At 51.7% G+C, this 23,085-nt stretch carries 13 protein-coding genes; 7 read left to right on the top strand and 6 right to left on the bottom strand.

The annotated features are described in order from the left end of the window. From AB7U36_RS03895 to AB7U36_RS03870, 6 genes are all read left to right on the top strand, one after another. A partial coding sequence (locus AB7U36_RS03895; protein ID WP_428158499.1) for a hypothetical protein occupies positions 1–251 on the top strand: 251 nt, incomplete at its 5' end. A 10-nt stretch (positions 252–261) separates the two neighbouring features. Next, complete coding sequence (locus AB7U36_RS03890; RefSeq protein ID WP_428158498.1) at positions 262–762, top strand: TRAP transporter small permease subunit; 501 nt, start codon at positions 262–264, stop codon at positions 760–762. A 27-nt stretch (positions 763–789) separates the two neighbouring features. Next, positions 790–2,091 carry a TRAP transporter large permease gene (locus tag AB7U36_RS03885; RefSeq protein WP_428158497.1) on the top strand — a complete coding sequence of 434 codons (1,302 nt, stop codon included), beginning with the start codon at positions 790–792 and terminating at the stop codon, positions 2,089–2,091. Positions 2,092–2,131: 40 nt separating this feature from the next. Continuing rightward, complete coding sequence (locus tag AB7U36_RS03880) at positions 2,132–3,523, top strand: aspartate aminotransferase family protein (protein ID WP_428158496.1); 1,392 nt, start codon at positions 2,132–2,134, stop codon at positions 3,521–3,523. Positions 3,524–3,584: 61 nt separating this feature from the next. Next, positions 3,585–8,594: an MAC/perforin domain-containing protein gene (locus AB7U36_RS03875; protein WP_428158495.1), complete on the top strand. Its 5,010-nt coding sequence runs from the start codon at positions 3,585–3,587 to the stop codon at positions 8,592–8,594. Between the two features lie 238 nt (positions 8,595–8,832). Continuing rightward, on the top strand, positions 8,833–11,694 hold the full coding sequence (locus AB7U36_RS03870; protein WP_428158494.1) for a bifunctional diguanylate cyclase/phosphodiesterase: 2,862 nt from the start codon (positions 8,833–8,835) through the stop codon (positions 11,692–11,694). 152 nt (positions 11,695–11,846) lie between these two features. On the opposite strand, the gene gspF is transcribed toward AB7U36_RS03870, so the two are convergent. Continuing rightward, a complete protein-coding gene (gspF, locus tag AB7U36_RS03865) occupies positions 11,847–13,094 on the bottom strand; it encodes a type II secretion system inner membrane protein GspF (protein WP_428158493.1) in 1,248 nt (415 codons plus the stop codon). 15 nt (positions 13,095–13,109) lie between these two features. Then, positions 13,110–14,987 (bottom strand): ARMT1-like domain-containing protein, encoded by a 1,878-nt coding sequence (locus AB7U36_RS03860; RefSeq protein ID WP_428158492.1) that lies wholly within the window; start codon positions 14,985–14,987, stop codon positions 13,110–13,112. Positions 14,988–15,137: 150 nt separating this feature from the next. Between AB7U36_RS03860 and AB7U36_RS03855 the strand changes: the two genes are divergently transcribed. Then, positions 15,138–15,797 (top strand): J domain-containing protein, encoded by a 660-nt coding sequence (locus AB7U36_RS03855; protein ID WP_428158491.1) that lies wholly within the window; start codon positions 15,138–15,140, stop codon positions 15,795–15,797. A gap of 39 nt (positions 15,798–15,836) precedes the next feature. Here the strand turns inward: AB7U36_RS03855 and AB7U36_RS03850 are convergent, their stop codons facing one another. The 4 genes from AB7U36_RS03850 to AB7U36_RS03835 all read right to left on the bottom strand — a co-directional run bounded on the left by AB7U36_RS03850 (position 15,837) and on the right by AB7U36_RS03835 (position 22,974). After that, positions 15,837–18,977, bottom strand: a complete 3,141-nt coding sequence (locus AB7U36_RS03850) for an NAD-glutamate dehydrogenase domain-containing protein (protein ID WP_428158490.1) — start codon at positions 18,975–18,977, stop codon at positions 15,837–15,839. Positions 18,978–18,996: 19 nt separating this feature from the next. Further along, on the bottom strand, positions 18,997–19,947 hold the full coding sequence (locus AB7U36_RS03845; RefSeq protein WP_428158489.1) for a helix-turn-helix transcriptional regulator: 951 nt from the start codon (positions 19,945–19,947) through the stop codon (positions 18,997–18,999). Between the two features lie 94 nt (positions 19,948–20,041). Then, positions 20,042–21,391 carry an NADP-specific glutamate dehydrogenase gene (gene gdhA, locus AB7U36_RS03840; protein ID WP_428158488.1) on the bottom strand — a complete coding sequence of 450 codons (1,350 nt, stop codon included), beginning with the start codon at positions 21,389–21,391 and terminating at the stop codon, positions 20,042–20,044. A gap of 104 nt (positions 21,392–21,495) precedes the next feature. Beyond that, on the bottom strand, positions 21,496–22,974 hold the full coding sequence (locus AB7U36_RS03835; protein ID WP_428158487.1) for a PEP/pyruvate-binding domain-containing protein: 1,479 nt from the start codon (positions 22,972–22,974) through the stop codon (positions 21,496–21,498). Positions 22,975–23,085: the final 111 nt, after the last annotated feature.

The following is a 23,085-nucleotide window of genomic DNA, read 5'->3' as shown; positions in this document are numbered from 1 at the left end:
ATAATTTAAAACAGGCCCTTCAGAAAGCCGCTGAAAATTACTGGACCGCGACCGTTGAAGCCTATGGCAAAGAATTTAAAAACGCGGAGGATATGGTAAAAGCCGGCACATTGAAAGAAAGTAAAGTCTCTGCCCAAGCAATTAAAAAGCACAAAGAAATTGCTTATAAACTCTGGGATGAGGTTGCAAAACGCGATGAGGCCTCAGCCGCGGCGATTAAGATGATCAAAGAATGGAGAGGGGTTAAATAAGGATAGATGCATGATAAAAAGCCTGAAAGCAGTTTTTAAATCTGTCGATACGGTCAGTTGCCGGGCCGGAGATGTGATGAGCCTTTTAATTGTGGTCATCATGTTGTGTACAACCATTGAGGTGATATTAAGATACGCGTTTAACAGTCCGACCATATGGGTCTGGCCTGTCAATCGCCAGATTTTTGGTGTGTATATCCTTTTTGCCGGGATTTATGCCATGGCGAAGAATACCCATATACGCATTGAAGTGATTTACAATCGTTTTACAAAAAAAGGACGGAAAAGAGCAGACCTGTTGGCACTGCTGGCATTTGTCTGTTTCATCGTGGTTCTAATCTGGCAGAGCGCCTGGATGGGGCAAAATTCTTTCATAATGAAAGAAACCGCACATGGGGCATTCCGCATACCGCTCTATCCCTTGAAACTTTTAATTCCCATTACCGCTGTATTGTTCCTTGTGGAAGGAATTTATATTTTGTTGAAAAAACAAACGCATAATCTTGAATAGTGCAGGGTAGGGCGAGGGCATCGTTTTATGAGTATTGAAGTGGTTACCATATTGTTGTTCGGAGGGCTCATGACCCTCCTTGTACTTGGGGTCCCGGTTGCATTTGCTTTGGGTGGTATTACCGTCGTTCTGACCTGCCTTCTGGAAGGTTCAACCTCTCTGTTTATTGTTGCGACAACGACATATAAGCAGATTACAGATCCGAATCTGATCACGATTCCATTGTTTCTGCTCATGGGCAATTTTCTTTTACACTCCGGTATTTCGGACCGAATGTTCAAGGCATTGGGTTTCTGGCTCACCGGCATTAAAGGCGGGCTTGCCATTATCTCCATCGGCGTGTGCGTGGCCCTTGCCATGTGCGGTGGTTTTGGCCCGGGGATTTTGACCATGGGCCTGATCGCAGTACCGGCAATGCTCAAGCAGTCCTACAACCGGTCGCTTGCCCTGGGTTCCGTCATGGCCGGGGGGGTTTTAGGAGAAATCATTCCCCCCAGTATTATCATGATCATTTTTGCGTATATTGCCCGGGTATCAATTGGAAAGCTTTTTCTGGCCGGCGTGGTTCCGGGTTTGATCACTGCATTCGGCTATATTTTATATATCAGTATCCGGTGTCAACTCCAGCCGGCATTTGCACCGCCTGTTAAGGAAACGGTCACCTGGACGTTGCGACTATCTTCCCTGAAAGATATTTTGCTCCCCGCGCTTTTGATCGTCCTGGTATTGGGTTCAATTTTTTTCGGGATTGCAACGCCGACCGAAGCTGCCGGCGTCGGCGCGACCGGCGCTTTTGTTATTTGTGTCCTTTTAAAGAAAATGTCATGGAAAGTGCTTCGGGACTCCTGCAGGCAGACCATGACCATCAGCGGGATGGTTTTCTGGATTTTAATTGGCGCCACGTTGTTCAGTGTGTTTTATACCAGCCAGGGCGCACAATCTTTGGTTACAGAGCTTGTGAGCACGCTTGAAATAAACCGCTGGATTGTATTGGGGGCCATGCAGTTGATTCTTCTGGTGTTGGGCATGTTCATGGATGACTATGCCGTTGTTACCATCTGTGCGCCTATTTTTGTTCCCATTGCCAATGTTTTGGGTTTTGATCCCATTTGGTTCTCAATAATTTTTATTTTGAACATGCAGGTGGCATATCTGACACCGCCTTTTGGGTGGGCACTGATTATGATGAAAGGGGTGGCACCACCCGAAATCACGACCCGGGATATCTGGAAGTCTATCCCGCCGTTTGTGGCCATTCAGCTGATTGTTCTTGTCATGGTTATGATTTTCCCGCAACTGGCTTTATGGCTGACTGATAAAATGCTGTAGACACTAAATATAAACACAATGTATAAAAGGAAGAAAGCACATGATTAAAGAATCAGATCTTGAAAAGTTATCCTATCCTGATGCCCCCAAAATAATCACTGAATCCGTACCAGGCCCCAAAAGCCTTAAGCAGCTCGGTGAGGCACCGGAATTTGAGTCCATGGCACGAGGCGCCGGAAGATTTCCGGTGGTTTATGATCAAGGATTCGGGGTCACAGTAAAAGATCCGGATGGAAATTTGTATATCGATATCACAGCCGGTGTTGCTGTCAATTCAGTGGGAAGGCTTCACCCAAGGGTGGTTGAGGCGATTCACAAACAGACCGGAAAACTGATGCACAGCAGTGACTGCAGCAGTTCCATTCGTCTGGACCTGGCAAAAAAGATATCCGGCATTATGCCGGCGGGATTAAAAGACAATTGCATTACTTTCTTTACCCAGTCCGGTTCCAGTGCCCTTGAATCGGCAATTAAGTTTGTTAGAAAAATTACAGGCCGTTCACAGATCGTGGCATTTCATGGTGCTTATCACGGTGTTCATTGCGGGTGTGGATCTTTGACAACCGGTGACCAGTACAGGAAAGACTTTGGCCCATTTATCCCCGGTGTTGTCCATGCGCCGTACCCGTATGCATACCGGTGCTGTTTCGGGACCAAAAGCCAGGAAGAATGTGAAGACATGTGCGCAAACTATTTGGAATACCTTTTGAATACGCCGTATACCGGGGTGGATGATGTGGGCGCGGTTATTATTGAGGCACAGCAGGGTGAAGGGGGATACCTGGCACCGAATCCTGAATTTCTTCAGCGTGTTAAAGCCTCGTGCGAAAAACACGGTGCCCTTTTTATCGCCGATGAGGTTCAATCCGGTGCAGGACGTTCCGGAAAAATGTGGGCCATTGAACATAGCGGCGTTGAACCGGATATATTGACCTTTGGGAAAGGCATTGGCGGTGATGTGCCGATGGCCGGCGTTACGTTGCGCAAGGATCTTGCACAAAAAATCGAAGATGGTTCCCAGCCCAATACCTTTGCCGCCAACGGTGTCTGTGCTGTTGTCAGCATGACCAATATCGATATCCTTACCGAGAATGATAATGCACTGATCAAAAGAGTTGCCCAATTAGGTGAACAGATAAAGGACAGACTTAAAGAGGGTGCCCGGAACATAGAATATATCGGCGATGTCCGGGGAAGAGGCTTTATGATCGGTATTGAACTGGTCAAAGACCGGGAAACAAAAGCGCCTTTTGATGCAGCTCTCATGGGGCAGGTCATCATGGCGATGCTGAACAAGGGCGTTATTCTGGTCCCCTGCGGGAGATACGGGAATGTCATACGGTTTATGCCCTCTTTGACAACGCCCAAAAAATATCTGGACAAGGCTTCGGATATCCTGCTTGACGTTTTGGGAAATTTGGGCCCGTTTTAGCCCTGCATTATGGGTATCTTCAGTTTCATTGTTATCTGTCTTAAATACATAAGGAGGCATTATGTCGATTCTGGCCAGTATATCTCTTGGACTTTCAACAGATCTGACCAAGGGCTATTGCCCCGGATGGAACCCTGAATCCGGAAAATTAAACATCCTGCACGGAACTCAAAAAGCGCCAATGCAGTCCAAACCCCTTGGGCCTGTATCTGAAAACGGAGACTGGGAATACCCGGAGATCTCACTTCACGACACCGCATCTGACCTGATAACCGCTTTGCTCGAATATCAGGTGGAACATCCGGCCATCGAAGTTTCTTCGCCGGACCTGCCTTCCGGCGCCTTGGCGCTGTTTTCCCCCGAAGGTGCCCAAACCCGGTCCGGCCTGGCTGACGTGCTGGGGATTTGCCTTGATGATCCGGACCTGAGATATGCCCTGGTCAAACTGACCCGGAAGGATAAAACCGTCCGGCATACAACAACAGAAACCGGGATACTCATGACGGTGAATGCATTGAATCCGGATCCGGCCATCGGGATTGATTCCAATTTTATGCGGGCCCTTGCCCGGCTGCGGTATTTCAGGCCCCAGAACAATCCCGATGAGATCGCCAGGCTCAAGCCGGACGAAGCCAACGAATTCATTGATCTATTTTCCACCTGGGGCACCCATTTTGTTTCCAACATCACGGTGGGCGACCAGATTATCCAGGTGTTTGCCTACACGTCGGAGCGGTTTAAACGGGTTAAACAGGGTTTTGATAAAAAGAAGTTCTCCGGACCGGATTCGGTGAATTTCCAGTATTTCACCACAGACGCGGCCACAGGGGCATTCGGGTATGTCGCAGGGTTCGGCAGAATATTATGCCTGAGCAACTCGGATGAATTCAAAAAAAGTCTGGGCTCCGGGGAATGGATGGAGCCTTTCTGGTCCAAAAAAAACAGTGTGTTCCAGATATTTTCCGAAAAAACACGGGTGTCCCTGGACCGGCTGAACAAAGACTTTACAGCCCAGGCTCCGGTGAAGATTGTGCTGAGCCCCCTGACCACGTTCACCGAATACAAACGGACGGCGGTATGGCGCAGAGTCTTGAAAGGCGTTTTGTCTGCTGTTTTTAAAGATTCGGTTAATGTTGGATTTGAAAAAATAGAGACCACTGATTTTACCCGGCTTTTGCCGGAGGACCAGCCCGGCATTCTGTCCGCTATCGCGTCGCCGGCTATTAATGTGTATAAGTCACGCCTGGATCTTTCGGATATGCAGCTCATTGCGGCAGAGGAGGTTCAGGACTTCATGACCTTCGGATATGTGGTGGCCGCCACAGCTTCAACAAGCCTGCGGATCCCGGGCAGCCGGGTGAGGTTGTTCGGCTATACCCTGGACATGAGGGCCACCGGTAATCCAAACGTGGTGATCCTCACTGACAAAGGTTATGACGGCCTGACCCTTGCCTGCAGCCGGTTCCTGGGGGCCGCCCGGTTCGAGAACACAGCCGGTTCCAAACACATGGTAGTGGTCGACGGGCTGTGCTATGAAACCGATGAAAACGGCCGCGCCCGGGTTACCCGGGATATCCGCAGCCTTCCCCCCGGCGACAGCCTTGGTGACCTGAAGGAGAACCTTGAATTCTCCCTGGCCTTTGCCGAGGCCGTGCTTGGCCTCCAGTCCGGGGATGGAGGCCAGGACGATCTGCACACCCTGATCCGGAATTATTTGGCCTGGATCGGCCAGGTCATTCCGTCCGGCAGTACGGATGAAGCGCTTCTGGCCATGAGGGTTCATGCCCTGGACCTGGGCGGGTATTCCCCCAATTCCCGGACCGGTGCATTTGTGCCGATCCTGCCCGCCGGCGACTATGAGGCCGGCATCGACCGCATCATGGATTACCTCCAGGAGATCCAGCGACAGATCTCAGAAAATACGATTCAGATCAATCAGCGCAAACAGGCTGAACTCACCATTGACGTGGGCAAGACCCTCAACAAAAATATTATTGAATCCGGAAAGCTTCTCACCGGCCTGATTAAGGCCAATGCCGACAGTGCTGCAGAGGTTGCCCGGCAGTACGATACGGTGATCACCTCTCGGAAGGCCGAGGCAAAACTTCAGGAAGCCAAGATCGCGGACCTCAAAAAACAGGTTTTCGAACAGCAGGCCGAGGTCAGTCAAGCTGTCCAGGTTTACCAATCCCGGGTTAAACAATGGGAGACCATGGAACTGATCAAGTTCGGCCTGGATGTGGCCACCAATGTATTTGATCTGGGCACCTCGGTGCTGATTCCATCCAGCTCGATTTCGGCTGTCAAGGACTTGGGCCGGGCTGTACAGATGATCAAGAAGACTTTGAATGTACTCAACGGAACCATGAAATTGTACCAGACCGTATCCGGCACACTCCAGTCCCTGTCCAATGCGGAAAAAACCCTGGAAGGCCTGGAGGGCATGGAATTCGGGGATACGGCCAGGATCGGCTGGGACGAGATGTCCATCCAGTTGGACGTGGTCATGGCCACAGGCCCCGGCGATGCTTCGGTCACCGAAGCCAAGGCCAAGATGGTGGCGGCCTTCAAGATTCTCGTGGCCCGGGGCAAGGCCATGGTCAGTGCCCAGTCGTCCCTGCACCAGATTCAGCGGGATATTTACATGACCCAGCGCCAGAAAGAGCTGAATATGAACCAGGCGGAACGGCTCAAGGCCCTGACCATCCAGCTGAATCCGAAAAAGATCCAAGACCTTGACCGTTCCGCCATTGACCTGGTCGGCCTGACCGGGCGGCTGGAGTACATGCACCGCCAGATGCTGACCACGTTCTCAAAATCCTTCCTCCTCCATGACCAGGCCCTCCAGTATGCCTGGCTGCAGCCGGCCACGATGATTTCCAGCTACAGCCTGCTCACCTTCATGAAAGCGAGGGTTGCCCAGTCCCAGGCAACCATGAACGCCAAGTCTCATCTTCTTCAGTACCAGGCCGCCACCACGGATGAAATTATATATGAGGTTGACGGGATACTCACCAACAACATCTCCGGCGGCCGTTCCTTCCAAATCGTCATCAACCCGGAATCCAGAGAATTCACCCAATACGTCAACCTCCGGGTGGTGGGTGTAACGGCAACGGTTGAGGGGGTGAAGTCTACCGACTCTGGAAAGCTGCTGGTACGGCTCACATTTGAAGATTCTCCGTTTGTTGACCGGAATGTCGAACGTCAGCCCCTGACCTTCCATACCCCCTGGCGGGAGCGGACCTACCAGTTTGACACGGCCACCAATACCCCGGAGTTCTCGGATAAAGGCCGATCCTGGTCCAGCGGTGTCAGCCGGATCACCCCGTTCGGTTCCTGGCGGGTGGATCTGCCAAAGACCGAACTGAACAAGGGGCTGACATTCAAGGCGCATACCGTGAGGGTTCGCCTCTCCTTTATCCTGGAAGCCAGGATCGTTGACAAACCCGTCCGCACCTTTGCCAATCTGACCGCACGCCGGTCAGCCCCTGGTATGGAGATTCTTCGGACAGCCGCCATGAATGTTGCTACCGCAGGGGCGGTGCGCCCCTCGTCTTCTACCCTGATTTCCCAAATGAATGCCCAGGGAAGCACTACCAATGGCTGGGATATTGTGTTCAACATGGGATTAAGCCAGATCAACACCTCTCTGCGTGATCAGTACGACACCTTGAAACACGCCACCCCATATAAAAACACCATCGACGCAGTCACCCGGACCAAGGTGGTGGAAGGGGTATGGGCCATCAAGAAATTCCACATGGAATACGGGTATCCCCTGCTCATATTCTCGGTGAATAACGACAATACAGTCAAATTACAGATGCCCATTCAGAAAGGCGCTTTGACAAGCTGCATTCAGATAGGATCAGACCCGGAAAAATGCGATCCGCCCATAAGCATCGCCGGTAAAACCCTGACTGCCATTGTCAAGTTAGCCAAGACCCAGGGTGTCGTGCAGGTCGACGGGCAAAACCACAACCTCCTGAAGGTTGAGCTGGACATGTCCCAGGGGGCATTTACAGTGGAGAACATGGAGATCAGCGACGAGGAAAAAGTCGAGCTGAACAAGGCCATCAAGGCATATTTTGCGGAAAATCCCGTGACCTATCTGATCAACCAGCTGGACCTGACTAATATCCCGGTCCTGGATGATATGCGGCCCAATGGGTTCCTGTTCAAAGTGCTTCGGACGCCATATGAAACCGAAATGCTTCAGATGTTTATACAGACGGGCAACCGGGTCTTGCTGAACCCCACATTAACCTTCCTCAACGGTGTATCAGACCCCCTGCCGTCAGGCATGGAAACCTCCTTGATCATCCGCAGCAACTTGTTTTTCGGAAAAATTCTGGCTCAGTCCATGACCAAGGGCGGGTGGTCGCTGGAAGGCAGGAGTGATACCGACTATGCCAGGGCCTCCTGGGCTGAGTTTACCAACGCGCCGGTGTCTGCCTCCGGCATCAGCCTCAGCGACCTGACTCAGGTTTCCACCTACTCCAACCCCCAGGGAATGGGCGGGAGCAGCATCATCACCACCTATGCATTTCCCAACAATACGGTCACATGGAATCTGTCTGGAATGACATTGAAGCCCACAAGCCAAGGAGGCATGACGCTTTCCGGTTCAAAAAAACAAGCCATGACCATCCAAACGACAAGCAGCTATACACACTGGCCCTGCTTTTCAAAATGCACCATAGTTTCCCATGGGTCATTTACCAACGATGCCACATCCAACGTTTCTGCCACCGCTCCCATTTCCGTGACCGGCGACGGCCGGGACCAGCAGATCGCCATTGCCATGACCAGCCAGGCGGTTACGGTGACAGGCCACCTGGCCGGCGGCGGACCCTCGGGCAGTGATGATCTCCAGGCAAAGGTCAACCAGCAGGTCAAAGAGCACGTGCCCAGCCAGGTAGCCGGACAGTTGAATATCAATTTTAACACCATATCCGTTTTTGCCATTAAAAATCTGCTCTTTCCCTGTAACAACTATATCCAGTTCGCCGAAGCAGCAGTCCCCGGCGATATGCTTGTACTCGGAAATTTCAAGGCCACCAGCTAATTTTTTTCCCTAACCAAAACCGTTGGCGGTTGAAACATTCCCGACCGCCGACGGCACCGGAAGTCAAGTCTCTATCTAATTTTTTTCAATGCAATCTATGCCCTGACAGATTCCTGGAAATATTTTGGAACCGGGTGGGCTCAGGTCAAACCGTGCCTTGATTTCACAGCCATTTTGAAATACACTTTCCCATAGATTATCCGGTTACAAATCAAAACCTGTAAATTTAAGATACAATATGTCCAAACGTCTGCCCATACGGTTCAAGTTGTTTTTTATCTATTCGCTGGTGGCCACAGCTGTTTTTTCATGCAGTTTCAGCATGTACTATATCCATGTAAAAAAGTATCTTGATCATCAGATAAAAACGGCATTGACACGTTCCAACCAGTCGATCACAGGCCTGATAGAAACTGTCGGAACCGTTTCCATCAAAATGCACCTGCATGCCATTGCTGAAAAAAATCTGGAAATTATTGAACACATCTACCAGGATTTCCAGAATCATCTGATATCCGAAAAAGAGGCAAAAAAACAGGCAGAAAGTCTGCTGCTGGGTCAAAAAATCGGCAAGACCGGGTACATATACGTCATCAACAGTACAGGAGAGATGAAAATCCACCCTAATCAGGATGTCAAAGGGCAGAACTATGCTGAATTGGGGTTTATCCGGAAACAGTTGGCGCAGAAAAACGGGTACCTGGAATACTGGTGGAAAAATCCGGAGGACACTGAAAAACGTGCCAAGGCACTGCACATGGCTTATTTTGAGCCCTGGGACTGGATCATCTCAGCATCGTCGTACAAATCGGAATTTTCCCAGCTTGTCTCTGTTGAGGATTTCAAGGACAGCGTGCTGGCAATGGATGCATTGGGGGACGGCTACTCTTTTGTTTTTGACAGCCGGGCCAAGATCATCATTCATCCTAAAATAACCGGCAACATGATGGATTACGCAACACCCGAAAATAAAAAACAGATCCGGGAAACCATTGCACAGAAAAAAGGGATGATGCACTACTTCTGGAAAAGCCCTGAAGATCAAGTTGTCAAAGAGAAATTGATGGTGTTTGATTTTATACCGGATTTTGACTGGATCATTGCCTCTTCAACATATACTGAAAAAGCCTTTGCCCCGCTTGTGGAGATGCGCCGGATGTTTCTTATTATCCTGGCTGCGTCCATTGTCGCCATTGCGCTTGTCACACTGGCCGTAAGCAGCACCATTACCCGGCCGCTGACCAGCCTGATCCACCGTTTAAATGTCAATATGAACCAGGACTGGCAGTTACAGCCCCTGGACAGCCGGCGAAAAGACGAAATCGGCGACCTTGAATCCAGTTTCAACGAATTTGTAAGACGGCTGGAAACATATAAGAAAAATCTGATCACAGAAAATATCATGCGCAAAGAGACGGAGATCCAGCTTCAATTGTTTGAAAAAGTATTTGAGAATGCCAATGAGGGGATCACCATAACCCAGCCCGATGGAAAGATCCAGGCCATAAATCAGGCCTTTACCGATATTACCGGCTATACTGCCCAGGACGCCATCGGACAGAACCCCCGGATTTTAAAATCAGACCGGCACGATCAAGCCTTTTATAAAACCATGTGGCAGTCCCTGATTCTAAAAGGCCAGTGGGCCGGGGAGATCTGGAATCGAAAAAAGTCAGGACAAGCCTACCCGGAATTTTTAAGCATCAGCGCCATCCGGAATAAAAGCGGACAGGTAAAAAACTACGTGGCCGTGTTTCATGATATTTCCGAAATGAAAACCAAAGAAAAGCAAATCGAATATATGGCCTACCATGATCCGCTCACAGGTCTTTCCAACCGGACCCTGTTCAAAGACCGGCTTGAACATGCCATAAACAGGGCCCGGCGCGAGGCGAAGATGGTCCAGTTGATCTTCATTGATCTTGATAATTTTAAAAACGTCAATGACACGGCAGGACATGCCCATGGGGACGAACTGTTAAGAGAGGCTGCGAAAAGACTGCTCATTGTCAGCCGGGCCAGTGATACCGTGGCCCGGCTCGGCGGGGATGAATTTGTCATCATGGTCACGGACGTGGACAATATGATGGAAATCATCGGCATGGTCAAACGTATTCAGGACTCATTTTCAACGCCCTTTAACATTGACGGCAAATCCTTTCATATCACCTGCAGTATCGGTATTTCCGTTTTTCCCGAAGACGGTGATGATGCAGACACCCTTGTGCGCCATGCCGATCTTGCCATGTATCATGCCAAGGACAAAGGCAAGGACAAATATTATCTGTTTGAGCATAAAATGGCCAAAAAGATCAACCAGCGAATTGACATGGAAATGAACATGCGCACGGCCATTGAAAACGATGAATTTCAGGTCTATTTTCAGCCCCAGGTCAATATCAGGACATTAAAGCCGGTGGGGCTTGAGGCCCTGGTCCGCTGGATAAAACCGGATGGGTCCGTTGTTCCCCCCAGCCGGTTTATCCCCCTGGCAGAAGAATCCGGCCTGATCATTCCCATTGGCAAACAAGTTTTTAAGAAAGCGGTTGAACAGGTCTGCCGCATTAAAGAAAAAAGTCAACTGGACCTGATGCTGTCTGTCAATATTTCTGCCCGGCAGATGGATGACCCCTCATTTGAACAAATGGCCGCAGGCATCATACAAGATGCCTTATACCCGGTAGACCGTCTGAAAATAGAGATCACCGAGTCTTTGTTAATGCGGGATATAAACACCACCATGGCCCGGCTTAAAAACCTGTCCAAAATAGGTATCTCAACGGCCATTGATGACTTTGGGACAGGTTATTCTTCCCTGGCCTATCTTAAACAGATGCCCATCACCACCTTGAAAATCGACAAATCCTTTATCAATGATATTGTCGATGATGCCAATGCCCTGGTCCTGGTTGAAACCATTGTCCTGATGGCCAACAAATTGAACATGGGGATTGTGGCCGAAGGCGTAGAAAACGAAAATCAGCTGGAAATTTTAAATCAGCTGGGAGACATGGATATTCAGGGGTATGTTTTTGCCCGGCCCATGCCTTTGCACGAACTTGAGTCCTGGCTGTCAGAATACAGGTTGCCGCATGCCTGATCAACCGAATCACTATAAGCTTGAGTTTTCGGATTTTTTATCTTGATAATTTGTCTTTAACTATTTTCCGAAAACTCAAGTATACAGACTCGTTAACCAGGAAAGAAAAGCCTTTGTCCCTCCGGGTGGTTTTTTTCATAGGAATTAAGGTCTTATCCTATTAACTGGTTGATTTCAAAAATAGGCAGACAAACCGCAAGGATGATAAATCCGATCACCACGCCCATGACAAGAATGATCAAAGGCTCGATGATTGAGGTGGCGGCTGTTATGGCTGTCTGAACATTTCTTTCAAACAGTTCTGCTGATTTTTCCAGCATTTTTTCCATTTCACCGCTTTTCTCCCCCACCTTGATCATCTGGGCCGCAAGGTCTGGAAATGCTGAATTTTTTTCCAGAACAGAGCCAAGACTGCCGCCTTGTTCCACTGTCTGGGCTGACTTTTCGATCAGATCGGCAATCACCCGGTTGCCGGAAATGGTTTGGGTAATGCCCAGGGCTGTTAAAAGCGGCACCCCGTTTTCAAGCAAAGACCCTAACGTCCTGGAAAACCGGGATGCAATAAGCTGTCTGGTCAGGCTGCCGGAAACCGGCAGGGATAAAATGATCTGGTCTATGATACGCCCCCCCTTGTCTGTTCTGCGGATGCCGTACAGGCATAAAAGCGCTAAAAATGGTGCAGAAATGATCAGCCACCACCACGCTTTTACCATGCCGCTGATGCCCAGAAGAATCTGGGTAGGCATGGGCAGCTCATGGTTCATATCTGTAAAGATTTTTGTAATATTGGGGACAATAAAGGTTAATAGAAACACAAGGACAAGAAAACCAATGACAGCCATGAACACGGGATAGGCAAGGGACGCCTGAATTTTTTTTTTGGTGTCCTCTCTTTTTTCGCTGAAATCCGCCAGACGTTCCAGCACAACCTCCAGGGTGCCGGAGGCCTCCCCTGCTTTCACCATGTTTATGTATACGGCAGAAAATACCTGGGGGTGGGCACCTAAAGCCCCGGCAAAGCTGTTGCCCTCTTCAATGGCGTCCTTGATCCTTGACAGGACCCGCTTAAACGCCTTGGTCCGGGCCTGGGGCACCAGGGTGGCAACGGCTTTGAGCAAGGGGAATCCCGCGGCAAGAAGCGTGGCCAGCTGGCGTGTCATCATGGTGATTTCCGAAGATTTTACAGAAGAGAAAAAAGGCGGCAGGTTAACGGCTTTTTCCCCGGACGCCCCTTTTTTTGTTTTAATTCGGCCTGCCCCGGATTCAATTCGAAGGATTGAGGTGGGGAAAATGCCTTTTTGTTTTAAATCATCCTGGGCTGCATCGGGATTTTCAGCATCTATAATGCCTGATTTTTTTCTGCCGGAAGCAGTCAGTCCGTTATATTCGAAAACAGCCATGGGAAACGCTGTCCTTTATATCCCGGCCAGGCGCTGATCGTACATGGAGCCCACCCCGTATTCATTCCTGCGCATGAATTTATCCACAGAAGGCCCTATCAGCTGCATTTCCGGGTTCTTTTTCTGGACATCCTGGGCAATGCGCATCTCCTTGGTGCAGCCGGTGGAATAGGTGGCATCCTTTCCGATCCATTCCGGCGGCACCTTCTGTTCCATGATTGCAAAACTTTGGGCAATGTCCTCGGAGGTCTGGAAACGCCAGATATCAATGTATCCGCTTCGTTGAACAATTTCCCACATATACATCAGATCGTCGGCATCCATGCCCGGCTCATAATATGAAGAGGGATTAATGATAAACAGGTTGTCGGACTGGTTTTTTAAATGCTCGATAAAACAGCTCATTATCTTTTTTGCCACATCAATTTTGCCCGGGATGGAACCGATGATGCCCGAGTAGAACATTACCGTCATATTTTTGGTTTTGGCCTGCTTCATTTTGGAAATAATTTTATCGGCTTTTTCTTCAAGATCCGTGTGGCTGAAATTGATAAAATCCGGGTGTCTGGGTTTAAAGACAATGTCCAGTCTGTTGTCTTTTGCGCAGATATTGAGTACATCCCGGGTAAACCTGAAATGGGTACGGATCAGCCGGTTTCTTTGTCTTTGCCCCCTTGACACCACGCAGTCCACCTCTTTGAAAACCCGTGAAAAGGTGGTGGAGACCAGCAGAAGATTCAGTGCTTCCTGGGTACCGTCGGATATCACATACAGATGTTCATCCTGTTTCAGGCGCTGGACCAGCTTGTTTTTGCTGATGGTTTTGTCGTGGATGAAATGGGCCTGGTCCAGGGCCTTGGCAAGAACCGGGTCTGTACGCGTGTCGGTCAGGCAGACTTTTTTAAAAAACGGTCCTTCCTTGACCGCAAGGATCACCACATGGCCAATGTTGGCAAGGAACTGGGCAATGGCAATGTCCGCCACCACATCCCCGGACTCGTCGGTAAGCCACAGAATTTTTGATTTTGGCCTATTCACCAGCTCAAGAAGACGTTCCATGCCGTTGCCGGTAATTCTGGCTTTAAACAACGCTTTTATGGCCGAAGACGAGGGAACCCTGAAATTGTCATCCTGCCATAGGGCAGAGGCCGTCAAAAGGGAGAGCCGCCGTGTGAACTCTATCTCATTGATTTTTACCTTAACCTGTTTGAGCGTCAATCCATCCATGGTGTCAATGGCCCCGTTAACTTCGTTTAAGGCTTTTTTAAAGGTTTCCGAGACCATGAATCTGTATGCCCTGGCATTTTCCTTTCTTTTGCGGCTTTCATAGGGATCTTCTATATGGGTGCGGCTCAAAAAAATTTGAAACAGGCGTTTTTCAAGCCGGGAGGGTATGAGCAGCCGGCTTTGAATTTCGTTGTCATATTTTATTTGTATCAGGCTGGATAAGAATGCGCGGTCATATTCTGAATCAATGAACTCTTTGATAATGGCGAGAATTTTGTCAAGTACCTCACGGTAACGGTTGAACAGAAACCTTGGCCTTTTCCGGGACATAATCGCAGCAAACATGGTATCGGAACAGGGATAGAATCGTTCTTCGTTTTCCGTGTACACCATGAATTCCACCTGCTCCCGGGACCCGACTTTCGTGGGGTAGGCAAATGGATCAATATGGTTTTCAAGGAAAAACGCCGTAAACCATGCGTACTGTTCCGGATCGGTATTGACGGGGTTAGATTCAGCTTCACAGGATGCCATTTTTTCTCCTTGGGTGTTATAAAGACAGATCAAAGAACAATAAAGAATCCAGCGGTCACAAAGGCCGTTCAGGGCCGTTCTGGGTCCTGTGGCAGCGAAAGGGATACTATCATGCCCGGTTCTGTTTTTCAAACCAAGTCTCTCCTTCTTGTTTTTATTTTCATACAAAACATCCGGGACTGTTTTACCACAGGCCTGCCCAAGGGCTTGACCGGGATTGGGCCCCGGGGTATGGTTGACCCCAGAGATACGGAAAACGGACAAGCAAAACGGAAAAACAAAATGGATAAACAAAAAGGGTTAAATATCTTAGGCCTTGCCCCGTCCGCCACCCTTACGGATGCCCGCACCGCCTTTCGCAGGCTTGCCAAAACCTGGCACCCGGACAGGTTTGCAAAAGATCCCCTGAAAGCAAAGATTTCAGAAGAAAAAATGAAACAGGTTAATGAAGCCTTTCATTTTCTGCTGCCCCTGCTGCCGGATACAGTTGTCGGGCAGGGCGTCGGGCAACCCTCTGCAGATTCTATCCATGGCTGTGCCCCGGCCTATTGCAGTGGAAAAAAGTCCCGGGGCTTTTTTTCCTCCCTGACTGCCGGTTTAAAAAAATGCTGTCATGGGAGACAAGGGGCAAAGGTTCGGGGAACAGGCAGCACCGGGCAAACGCACAAGCCCGGGTCCCATTGCCAGGCAGGAACCGCCGCCAGATCGGGGAAAACAGAATTTGAAACAGTATTCCGGAACGCGGTTCATCATAACCAGGCAGGCACTAAACCTTTGCTTCGTTCAAAAACAAGGACCCCAGGTCGCTATGCCGACTATAGAAAGTACTTTGATCCGGTGCCGGGGCGCCCGGGAAACATGGGTTACATGAAAAACCGGGGCCTGGGCCCTGTGGCGGAAATCAGTCCGATTTCACCGGTATCACCGGTGACAAGACATTGATACACCCTGCCGTGGGGAATCGGGTGATGCGTATGCCTGTTATGCCTTCTGTCGAAGGGGAGCAGCCAGGTCAGCCACTGTGCCGGCAAAGTCTTTTTCCAGCCTTGCCGTAAAATTTTCCCATTCCAGGCCGAACCGGTAAAAGGCCGTAGCTGCCAGTTTTTTGGTGATGATGGCGTTCCGGTATCCCTGCATGGGATCGGTATTGAGGATGTCTGTGATCCGTTTTTTGCCCATCAGATTGACCAAGCTTTCGGGAATATAGGCTGCCAGGATTTTCCAGACCAGGGCTTTCTGTTTTAATATGGTGTTGAGCCGGGTTTGGAATGTTTCCTGAAGATCCAGGATCTCTTCCCCTGCCTTATCTGATTGGGCAAAGAGGGGAATGTCCGGATCTGCTTTGCAGCGGCGGATTAATATTTTTGTTTCCGCGGCTGCATGGGTTTCAACCAGGCCCAGGATCTCTTGAATCAGGGCACTGCATACTTTAGAATCCTCAAGTATGGCAGCCTCGTATTGGTCCCCGAGAAGGAAACCCGGGAGGACTTCAGCCATGACCGAGGAGAATACGCCGCCCTTGTTGGCAGTGGTGTCCTTGAGATGGCGGATGCAGGTGTTTGCGGCAATATACCGGCGGGCGTTGTTGTCGAAAAAGAGGCCGGCGCCTTCCACGATAAATTCAAGTTCCTTGAAATTTTCCAGAAAGGATGTGACCGTGCTTCCGGTGACGCTCCCTTTGAATCCGCCACAGGGCAGACAGGCCCGGATACCGGCCCTGCGGATGTAAGTTCTCATTTCCGGGTCAAAGAGGAAGTCCCTGTGAAAGAGGGCGCTGTCTTCGATCACGGTGCCGTCGGGCAGGAAGATACGCGCGGCCGTGGCCGGTACCTTGAATCCCTCGGGGGAGAGCATGTCCGAAGGAAAGGCCAGGGTGCTTGCGGCGAAGCCGGTACGGGCGGCTAGGACCAGTTTTTCCAATTCGCCGGGATCCAAACCGGCCGGATCAAAGAGGACGGCCTCATTGTCTATGGCCAGGCAGATGCGGCCCTGGCAGCAGAGCAGTTCATTGCCCCCCAGCTGGCCGCCGGGTCCCCCGATGACCATGAGATTCAGATCTTTTTCCCGAACGTTATGGTGGTGGATCAGGGTGCGGAAGGCCGCCATCATCGCCGTGGTGGTCATGCCCATGGTTCTGATTTTTCCGCTGATTTTTTTCCGGATTTTTTCCGGATCCTGGGTGACCAGCTGGGACTTTCCATCAATCTGCAGGTCGCTTAGGCCGTTTCCGGCCGGCAGCAGCCCGAACAGGTTGCCGTTGTCCAGGAAACCGTAATTATCGTGGGGGATGCCGCAGCCTTTTTCCGTGGCAATGGTCCGCCAGTGGGAACAGCCCCGTTCCTTTGCCCTGAGGGCCACGGTATCCATGAGGCCTGCCGTGCCCCGGTCCGGTTCGAAAAAAAGTATTTCAGGCTGGCCGTAATAATCCATTACATGTTCATTGGGAAGCGTGAGATCCAGGATGCCTTCGGTGAAATCCAGCACTGCATCCCTGGGGTATTCCCCGTAGACCGGGTGGGGAACGATCACGCCGGCGGCACCGTCTTCGCAGATGTCCTTATGCTTGAGCCGCCGGTCCCGGGGCCCCAGAATAAAGCTGAGCAGGGCCGGGTTTTCGATCTGCCTTTCATGGGCCGCCGGACTGCCTGTTACCAGACGCAGACCGCCCCGGGCAATGTCGGCGGACCGCATGTGGGTGCCTGAGGCATAGTGGCCGTTGATAAAGAAAATCCCGTACACAGGCCGGTTGTATACCAGGGGATCCAGGATGCCGCTGTCCAGGCGGAAGCTGTAGGCCCGTTTGCCCGGGGAATAAAAATTGGTCTTCTGACAGTTGGTCACAAGTCTTGCCATGAACCGGAAGATCTGCAGGGCTGTGGGGTGTTCTGTGAGGCGGGTCCGGCACATCCGGTGGAACGTCTCAAGTTGTTCCGCAGGGTCAGTTGCCGACCGAAGGGGGGCCAGGGCCGGGTCAAAGCGAAGGGCGAATAATTCATATAAGGCTTTGAGCAGGCCGGGGCGGGCCGTGGCAGCGGCTTTGATGGTTCGGGTGTCAAAGGCGGCCCGGGCCGCCTCGTGGATCCGGGCGGCAAAGGCCTCTTCACAGGCCCTGTCATCCAGGCGGGACATGATGGCCCAATCACTTTGGGCCGTGCTTTCCGAGAAGATGAATATCCGGGCAAAGTCAATGGCATTGCCGGCAAAAAGCATTTCCTTGTAGGCCAGTTTTCCTTCCACGTAAAGGCTCGTGACCGGGCTCACATCAAAGGCCAGGAAATCCTGAATGTCCCGGATCAGTTCGGTTTCCCGGGTCCGTGAAATTTCTCCCCGGATATAGAGGGAACAGATGGACGAGGGCACATCGGTGTCGTCCCAATAGGGCTCCCAATAGGCCCGCATGAGGGTGAAGCCGTGGTCCTTGAGCATTTGCCGGAAAATGGGGATTTGGGGGGTGGCAAAATTCGAGTTGAACATGATCCGGGTTTCCGCGGTGGCCGGCAGATTAAAGGCTTCCACCAGGGGCGTCACCGATGCCTTGCTGTCCTTTAGGAATTTTTCATACCGCATGCGGGTGGATTCGGGGGTTGCGGTGTAATCCCCGGCAAGGTTGAAAAGAAAGGGAGACTGCCTGAACTCATTTTTGGTGAAATCGTTTACCGTTTCCGGCCGGAAGATATAGGTGTAGTATTCATTTTCCCGGCTGTAGTAATATTCCCTGCGGTGGCCGGATATCATGGTTTCCATCAGTTTTTCCATGGCGTCCCGGGTTTCCCGGGTGGCGATGCGGATCCGCTGGACTTCACTGCCTTGCCCCAGGTCAAAGTCGATGTGGGCCACCCGGCCCACCAGGACAACCCGGTCATCCTGGACAGCAATGCTGGAGGTGATGGAGGAGAGGATCTGCTTGAGGGAGTCCTTGGTGATATTTTCGAAAAAATAGCTGGGAAGCCCCAGGTCATTGAGCAGGATCCCTGCGGCCAGATTGATGCCATGGGCCGTGATCAGGCCCTGGGCGGAAAGGTCGATGACCGCTTCGTAGAGAATCCTGATATTGAGGTTGAGTGCGTCGGCGCGGTCAATGATATGGGGGGACTGGCTGACGTCGGGCAGCAGGTTGCCCATGGGTGTTCCTCCATGCGGGTTACAGGCCGGACAGGTAAGATGTCAGGTTGATTTTTTTATTGGTGATGCCCAGCTTTCTGCGGATGTGGTTTCTATAGGTTTCCACGCTGCGGTGGGAGAGGTTGAGCATTTTCCCGATCTCCTTGGAGCCCAGGCCGGTGCGGATCATATTGCAGATTTCGTTTTCCCTGGGGGTAAGGCGCTGGTGGAGCCGGGAGATTTTGGTGCCAAAGGAGGAGGTGAGCCGGGCGATGTTTTCTTCCAGATGGCGCAGGTATTCTTTGTCCAGATCCGATCCCCGGTCTTCCATTTTTTTGACCAGGGGCAGCAGCAGATTTTCCACATTGGCCAGGACCCGCTCTTCCAGGTCCGCTTTTTCCTCCCGAAGCTGGTTCATCACTTCCCGCAGGGCAATGTTTTTTTCCTTGAGCTGCTGGTTCTGTTCCTTGAGCTTGCGCCGGGATTCCCTCAGTTCGGTTTCCGCCATTTTCCGCTCAATGGTCCGGCCGAGATGTTCGGCCACGGCATTGATCAGGGACCGTTCTTCGGCCAGAAAAGCGCCCTCGTCCAGGTCAGGGCGCTTTTCCAAATAACAGACCGTGAGGATGCCCATGGGTTCGCCGTAGGCAATGATTTCAGCCTGCTGTTTCCAGAATGTATTTTTATAATTTGTCGTGCGGAAACTCTGGTCGTTGATGAGGAGCTGGGCGCATGTGATCTCCGGGTACTGCCAGGATGGGGGAATGATATCCACCACCTTCTGGAAGGTATCTTCCAGGGACAGTCCGGTTTGTTCCTGGATTTTGGAAATACCGTACAGGCAGTTGATTTCCTTCATACGTTCCTGGAGATTGTGGGCCTGCTGCTTGAAGATCATCTCCATACGCCGGTGATCCTGCTCCAGTTGTTCCAGCTCCCGGTTGCGGCGGACCAGGGTGTCGATATCTGGCTGCTCCACGGTGTGACTCATTGCCTCCCCATCCCTCCCCAGCGTTTTCCAGCCGCCCGGATATAAACAGGGCGGCTGATTCCGATATGGACCGGATATACCAGGATTCTACGGGTTATACAAGACCCTGGTCCAACATGGCGTTGACCACTTTGGTGAAACCGGCAATGTTGGCCCCGGCCACGTAGTTGCCTTCAAAGCCATACTCGGCACAGGCATCCACGCAGGATGTATGAATGGATTTCATGATGCCCTGCAGCCGCCTGTCCACCTTTTCCCGGGTCCAGGCCCGGCGTACGGCGTTCTGGGACATTTCCAGGCCGGATACGGCTACTCCGCCGGCGTTGGCCGCTTTGCCCGGGGCGTAGAGGATTTTGTGGTCCACAAAGAGGTCCACCGCGTCCGGGGTGGAGGGCATGTTGGCCCCTTCGGCTATGACAAAAACACCGTTTTCAATGAGGTTGGCTCCATCTTTGCCGTTGATTTCGTTCTGGGTGGCAGAGGGGAAGGCGCAGTCTGCCTTGATGGTCCACAAGGGATTGTAATCCAGGGCCGCATTTGTCTCGGTGTATACGGCTTCCGGATATTTTTCCGCGTATTCCTTGATTCGGCCGCGCCTGATATCTTTCAATTCCATGACCCAGGCCAGTTTTTCCCGGTCAATGCCTGTTTCGTCGTAGATGAACCCGGTAGAGTCCGACAGGGTGACGGCTTTACCTCCCAGGTCCAGAATTTTTTCCACGGTATACTGGGCCACGTTGCCGGAGCCGGAAACCAGGCAGGTTTTGCCTTCCATGCTGTCGTTGCGGGTGGCCAGCATTTCAGCGGCAAAATAGACAGCACCGTAGCCCGTGGCTTCCGGGCGGATAAGGCTGCCGCCCCAGTCCAGGCCCTTTCCCGTGAGCACCGATGAAAATTCATTGCTCAGTCGCTTGTACTGTCCGAAAAGATAGCCGATTTCCCTGCCGCCCACGCCGATGTCCCCGGCGGGCACGTCTGTGTTGGGGCCGATGTGGCGGTAAAGTTCGGACATGAAAGACTGGCAGAAGCGCATGACTTCATTATCGGATTTTCCTTTGGGGTCAAAGTCGGATCCGCCTTTGCCGCCGCCTATGGGCAGGGTGGTCAGGGCATTTTTAAAGACCTGTTCAAAGGCCAGGAACTTGAGTATGGACAGGTTCACCGAAGGGTGGAAACGCAGCCCGCCCTTGTAAGGACCGATGGCCGAATTCATTCCGATGCGGTAACCGCGGTTAACCTGGACGGTTCCAGTGTCGTCCATCCAGGGCACCCGGAACATGACGACCCGTTCAGGCTCGGCCAGGCGCTCCAGGATTTTGGACTGGCGGTATTCGAGGTTGCGGTCCAGAACGGGCTGTACGGTTTCAAGCACTTCCCGGACAGCCTGGTGGAACTCTTTCTGATCAGGGTCTTTGGCTATGATTTTATTCAGTTCTTCTGACATGGTCTACCTTTCCTTTGAGATGTGAGTATTGTCAATCAAGTTGTTGAGATCAATGAGATCAAATTGTTAGGCATTATCCGCAAAAAAAATCAGTAGCGGGGAACTCATTCATCCTGTATGTGATTGTCTGTTTTTCCGGCGTCAATGATGACGCTACGGGAATGTTTTCCATCGACTTTAATCAGCAGGGGGCGGTTCAGGCGCATATGACGGATGAACCCCTCGTCCCGGACAGTGCGGCAACCGGCAAGGTTTTCCAGGTCGATGCGGTCGGAAGCCTCCGGATTCACGGTGATATAGGGAACGCCCCGGGCAGTGATGGTGTTAAAAAAATGGGAGCCCCAGGAGGCATCGGCATGGATGGTGCCATCCCGGATTTCCACGATGGCACCGGCACCGGAGATCTGCTGCCAGTCAACCGGGATGCCCAGCCAGGGATCCGATGATCCCCACCGGCCCGGACCGGCCAACAGAAACCGGCGGTTGGTCTTGGCCAGTTCCGCATTGATGCGGCTGATCTGCTGTGCCATATCCGGGGTTTTACCCCCCTCAAAAGTCTTCGGGTTGACATAAACGATGTCCCGGATGGTGTCCAGGGTGCCGTTCCCCAGTGCCGAGGTGGAGACGCAGACAGCTTCGTCGAGATCTTCTCTGGTGATCAGACTGGTGTCCCGTGGGCTGGACATGGGCCGGACCTGGAGCAGGGAAATCTTCCAGGGTCGTTCTGATTTGTCCGGGATGTCGGCGGTGAACTCCAGCTCTATTGGGCCGCCGGCATCATGAGCCAACGCTGTCAGGAGATCGTTTACCAGGGCGGTAAGGGGCGGAGTTCCGTATTTCAAAACCTGGGCAAAATTTATGATTTTAGGCCCCCTGCAGTACCAGGTATCCCGAATCCGGTCCTCTGCAGGCATATAGGTGGCGGCCAGGGCCTTGACCGGAGCCTCTTCCACGGCCTGGGCCAGGTCCCGACGTTCCAGGTTGGAACAAATGCCGAAGCGCAGGGTCTCCGGGTAGCCGGCCATTCTAAGGGCATAAAAACGGTTTTGTGTTTTTTCCAGAAAATCCCGGGTTCCGGAAAATTGGGGCGTGGCCCGGGGATGTTTGGGAAAAACCCTGAAACTCTGCTCCCCCTGGGCCAGGGTGTGGCCTAAACCCAGTGCCAGGTTCAGGACACCCTCATCGGCTTTGGCATTGGCTGCAGGGTAAAAATTCAGGGAGTGGGCCGTGCCCGAGATGGCTGGGTAGAAAAAGTCTTTGTACCGGCTGCCGGCGACTTCCTGGATCATAACGGCCATGCTGTCCCTGAAGGGAAGGATCGTTGTGCTGCGCACAAAGGCCCGGGCCTTTTTATAGTATGCAGAGGCATAAACCAGCTTGACTGCGGTGGCAAGATGGGACAGGCGGATGTCAGGGTCGGCATGGTTGTTGGGGATCATATAGGTTTTGTACAACCCGGCGCAGGGATGGGTCACGGCATCTTCCAGAAGGCTGGAGGAGCGCACGGCCAAGGGGGCATCGGTCGCGGCCAGATAGGTTTCCAAATGCCGGAGAATCTCCCGGGGCAGGGGTGCGACCGGCATGGTTGTGAACTAGCTGGTGTAAGTCCAGCCATAGCCCTTGAAAGGAGGGAATATGTAGGCAAAGGCAAGGGTGCCCGAAGAAACTTTCCGAATCTGCCCGAGGAGGGATAA

The sequence above is a fragment of the Desulfobacter sp. genome (assembly GCF_050177295.1).
This window is presented reverse-complemented; position numbering and strand designations above follow the sequence as displayed.

Coding starts and splice junctions, on each gene's coding strand:
- AB7U36_RS03890 (WP_428158498.1), top strand. CDS start 262: ATGATAAAAAGCCTGAAAGCAGTTTTTAAATCTGTCGATACGGTCAGT.
- AB7U36_RS03885 (WP_428158497.1), top strand. CDS start 790: ATGAGTATTGAAGTGGTTACCATATTGTTGTTCGGAGGGCTCATGACC.
- AB7U36_RS03880 (WP_428158496.1), top strand. CDS start 2,132: ATGATTAAAGAATCAGATCTTGAAAAGTTATCCTATCCTGATGCCCCC.
- AB7U36_RS03875 (WP_428158495.1), top strand. CDS start 3,585: ATGTCGATTCTGGCCAGTATATCTCTTGGACTTTCAACAGATCTGACC.
- AB7U36_RS03870 (WP_428158494.1), top strand. CDS start 8,833: ATGTCCAAACGTCTGCCCATACGGTTCAAGTTGTTTTTTATCTATTCG.
- gspF (WP_428158493.1), bottom strand. CDS start 13,094: ATGGCTGTTTTCGAATATAACGGACTGACTGCTTCCGGCAGAAAAAAA.
- AB7U36_RS03855 (WP_428158491.1), top strand. CDS start 15,138: ATGGATAAACAAAAAGGGTTAAATATCTTAGGCCTTGCCCCGTCCGCC.
- AB7U36_RS03850 (WP_428158490.1), bottom strand. CDS start 18,977: ATGGGCAACCTGCTGCCCGACGTCAGCCAGTCCCCCCATATCATTGAC.
- AB7U36_RS03845 (WP_428158489.1), bottom strand. CDS start 19,947: ATGAGTCACACCGTGGAGCAGCCAGATATCGACACCCTGGTCCGCCGC.
- gdhA (WP_428158488.1), bottom strand. CDS start 21,391: ATGTCAGAAGAACTGAATAAAATCATAGCCAAAGACCCTGATCAGAAA.
- AB7U36_RS03835 (WP_428158487.1), bottom strand. CDS start 22,974: ATGCCGGTCGCACCCCTGCCCCGGGAGATTCTCCGGCATTTGGAAACC.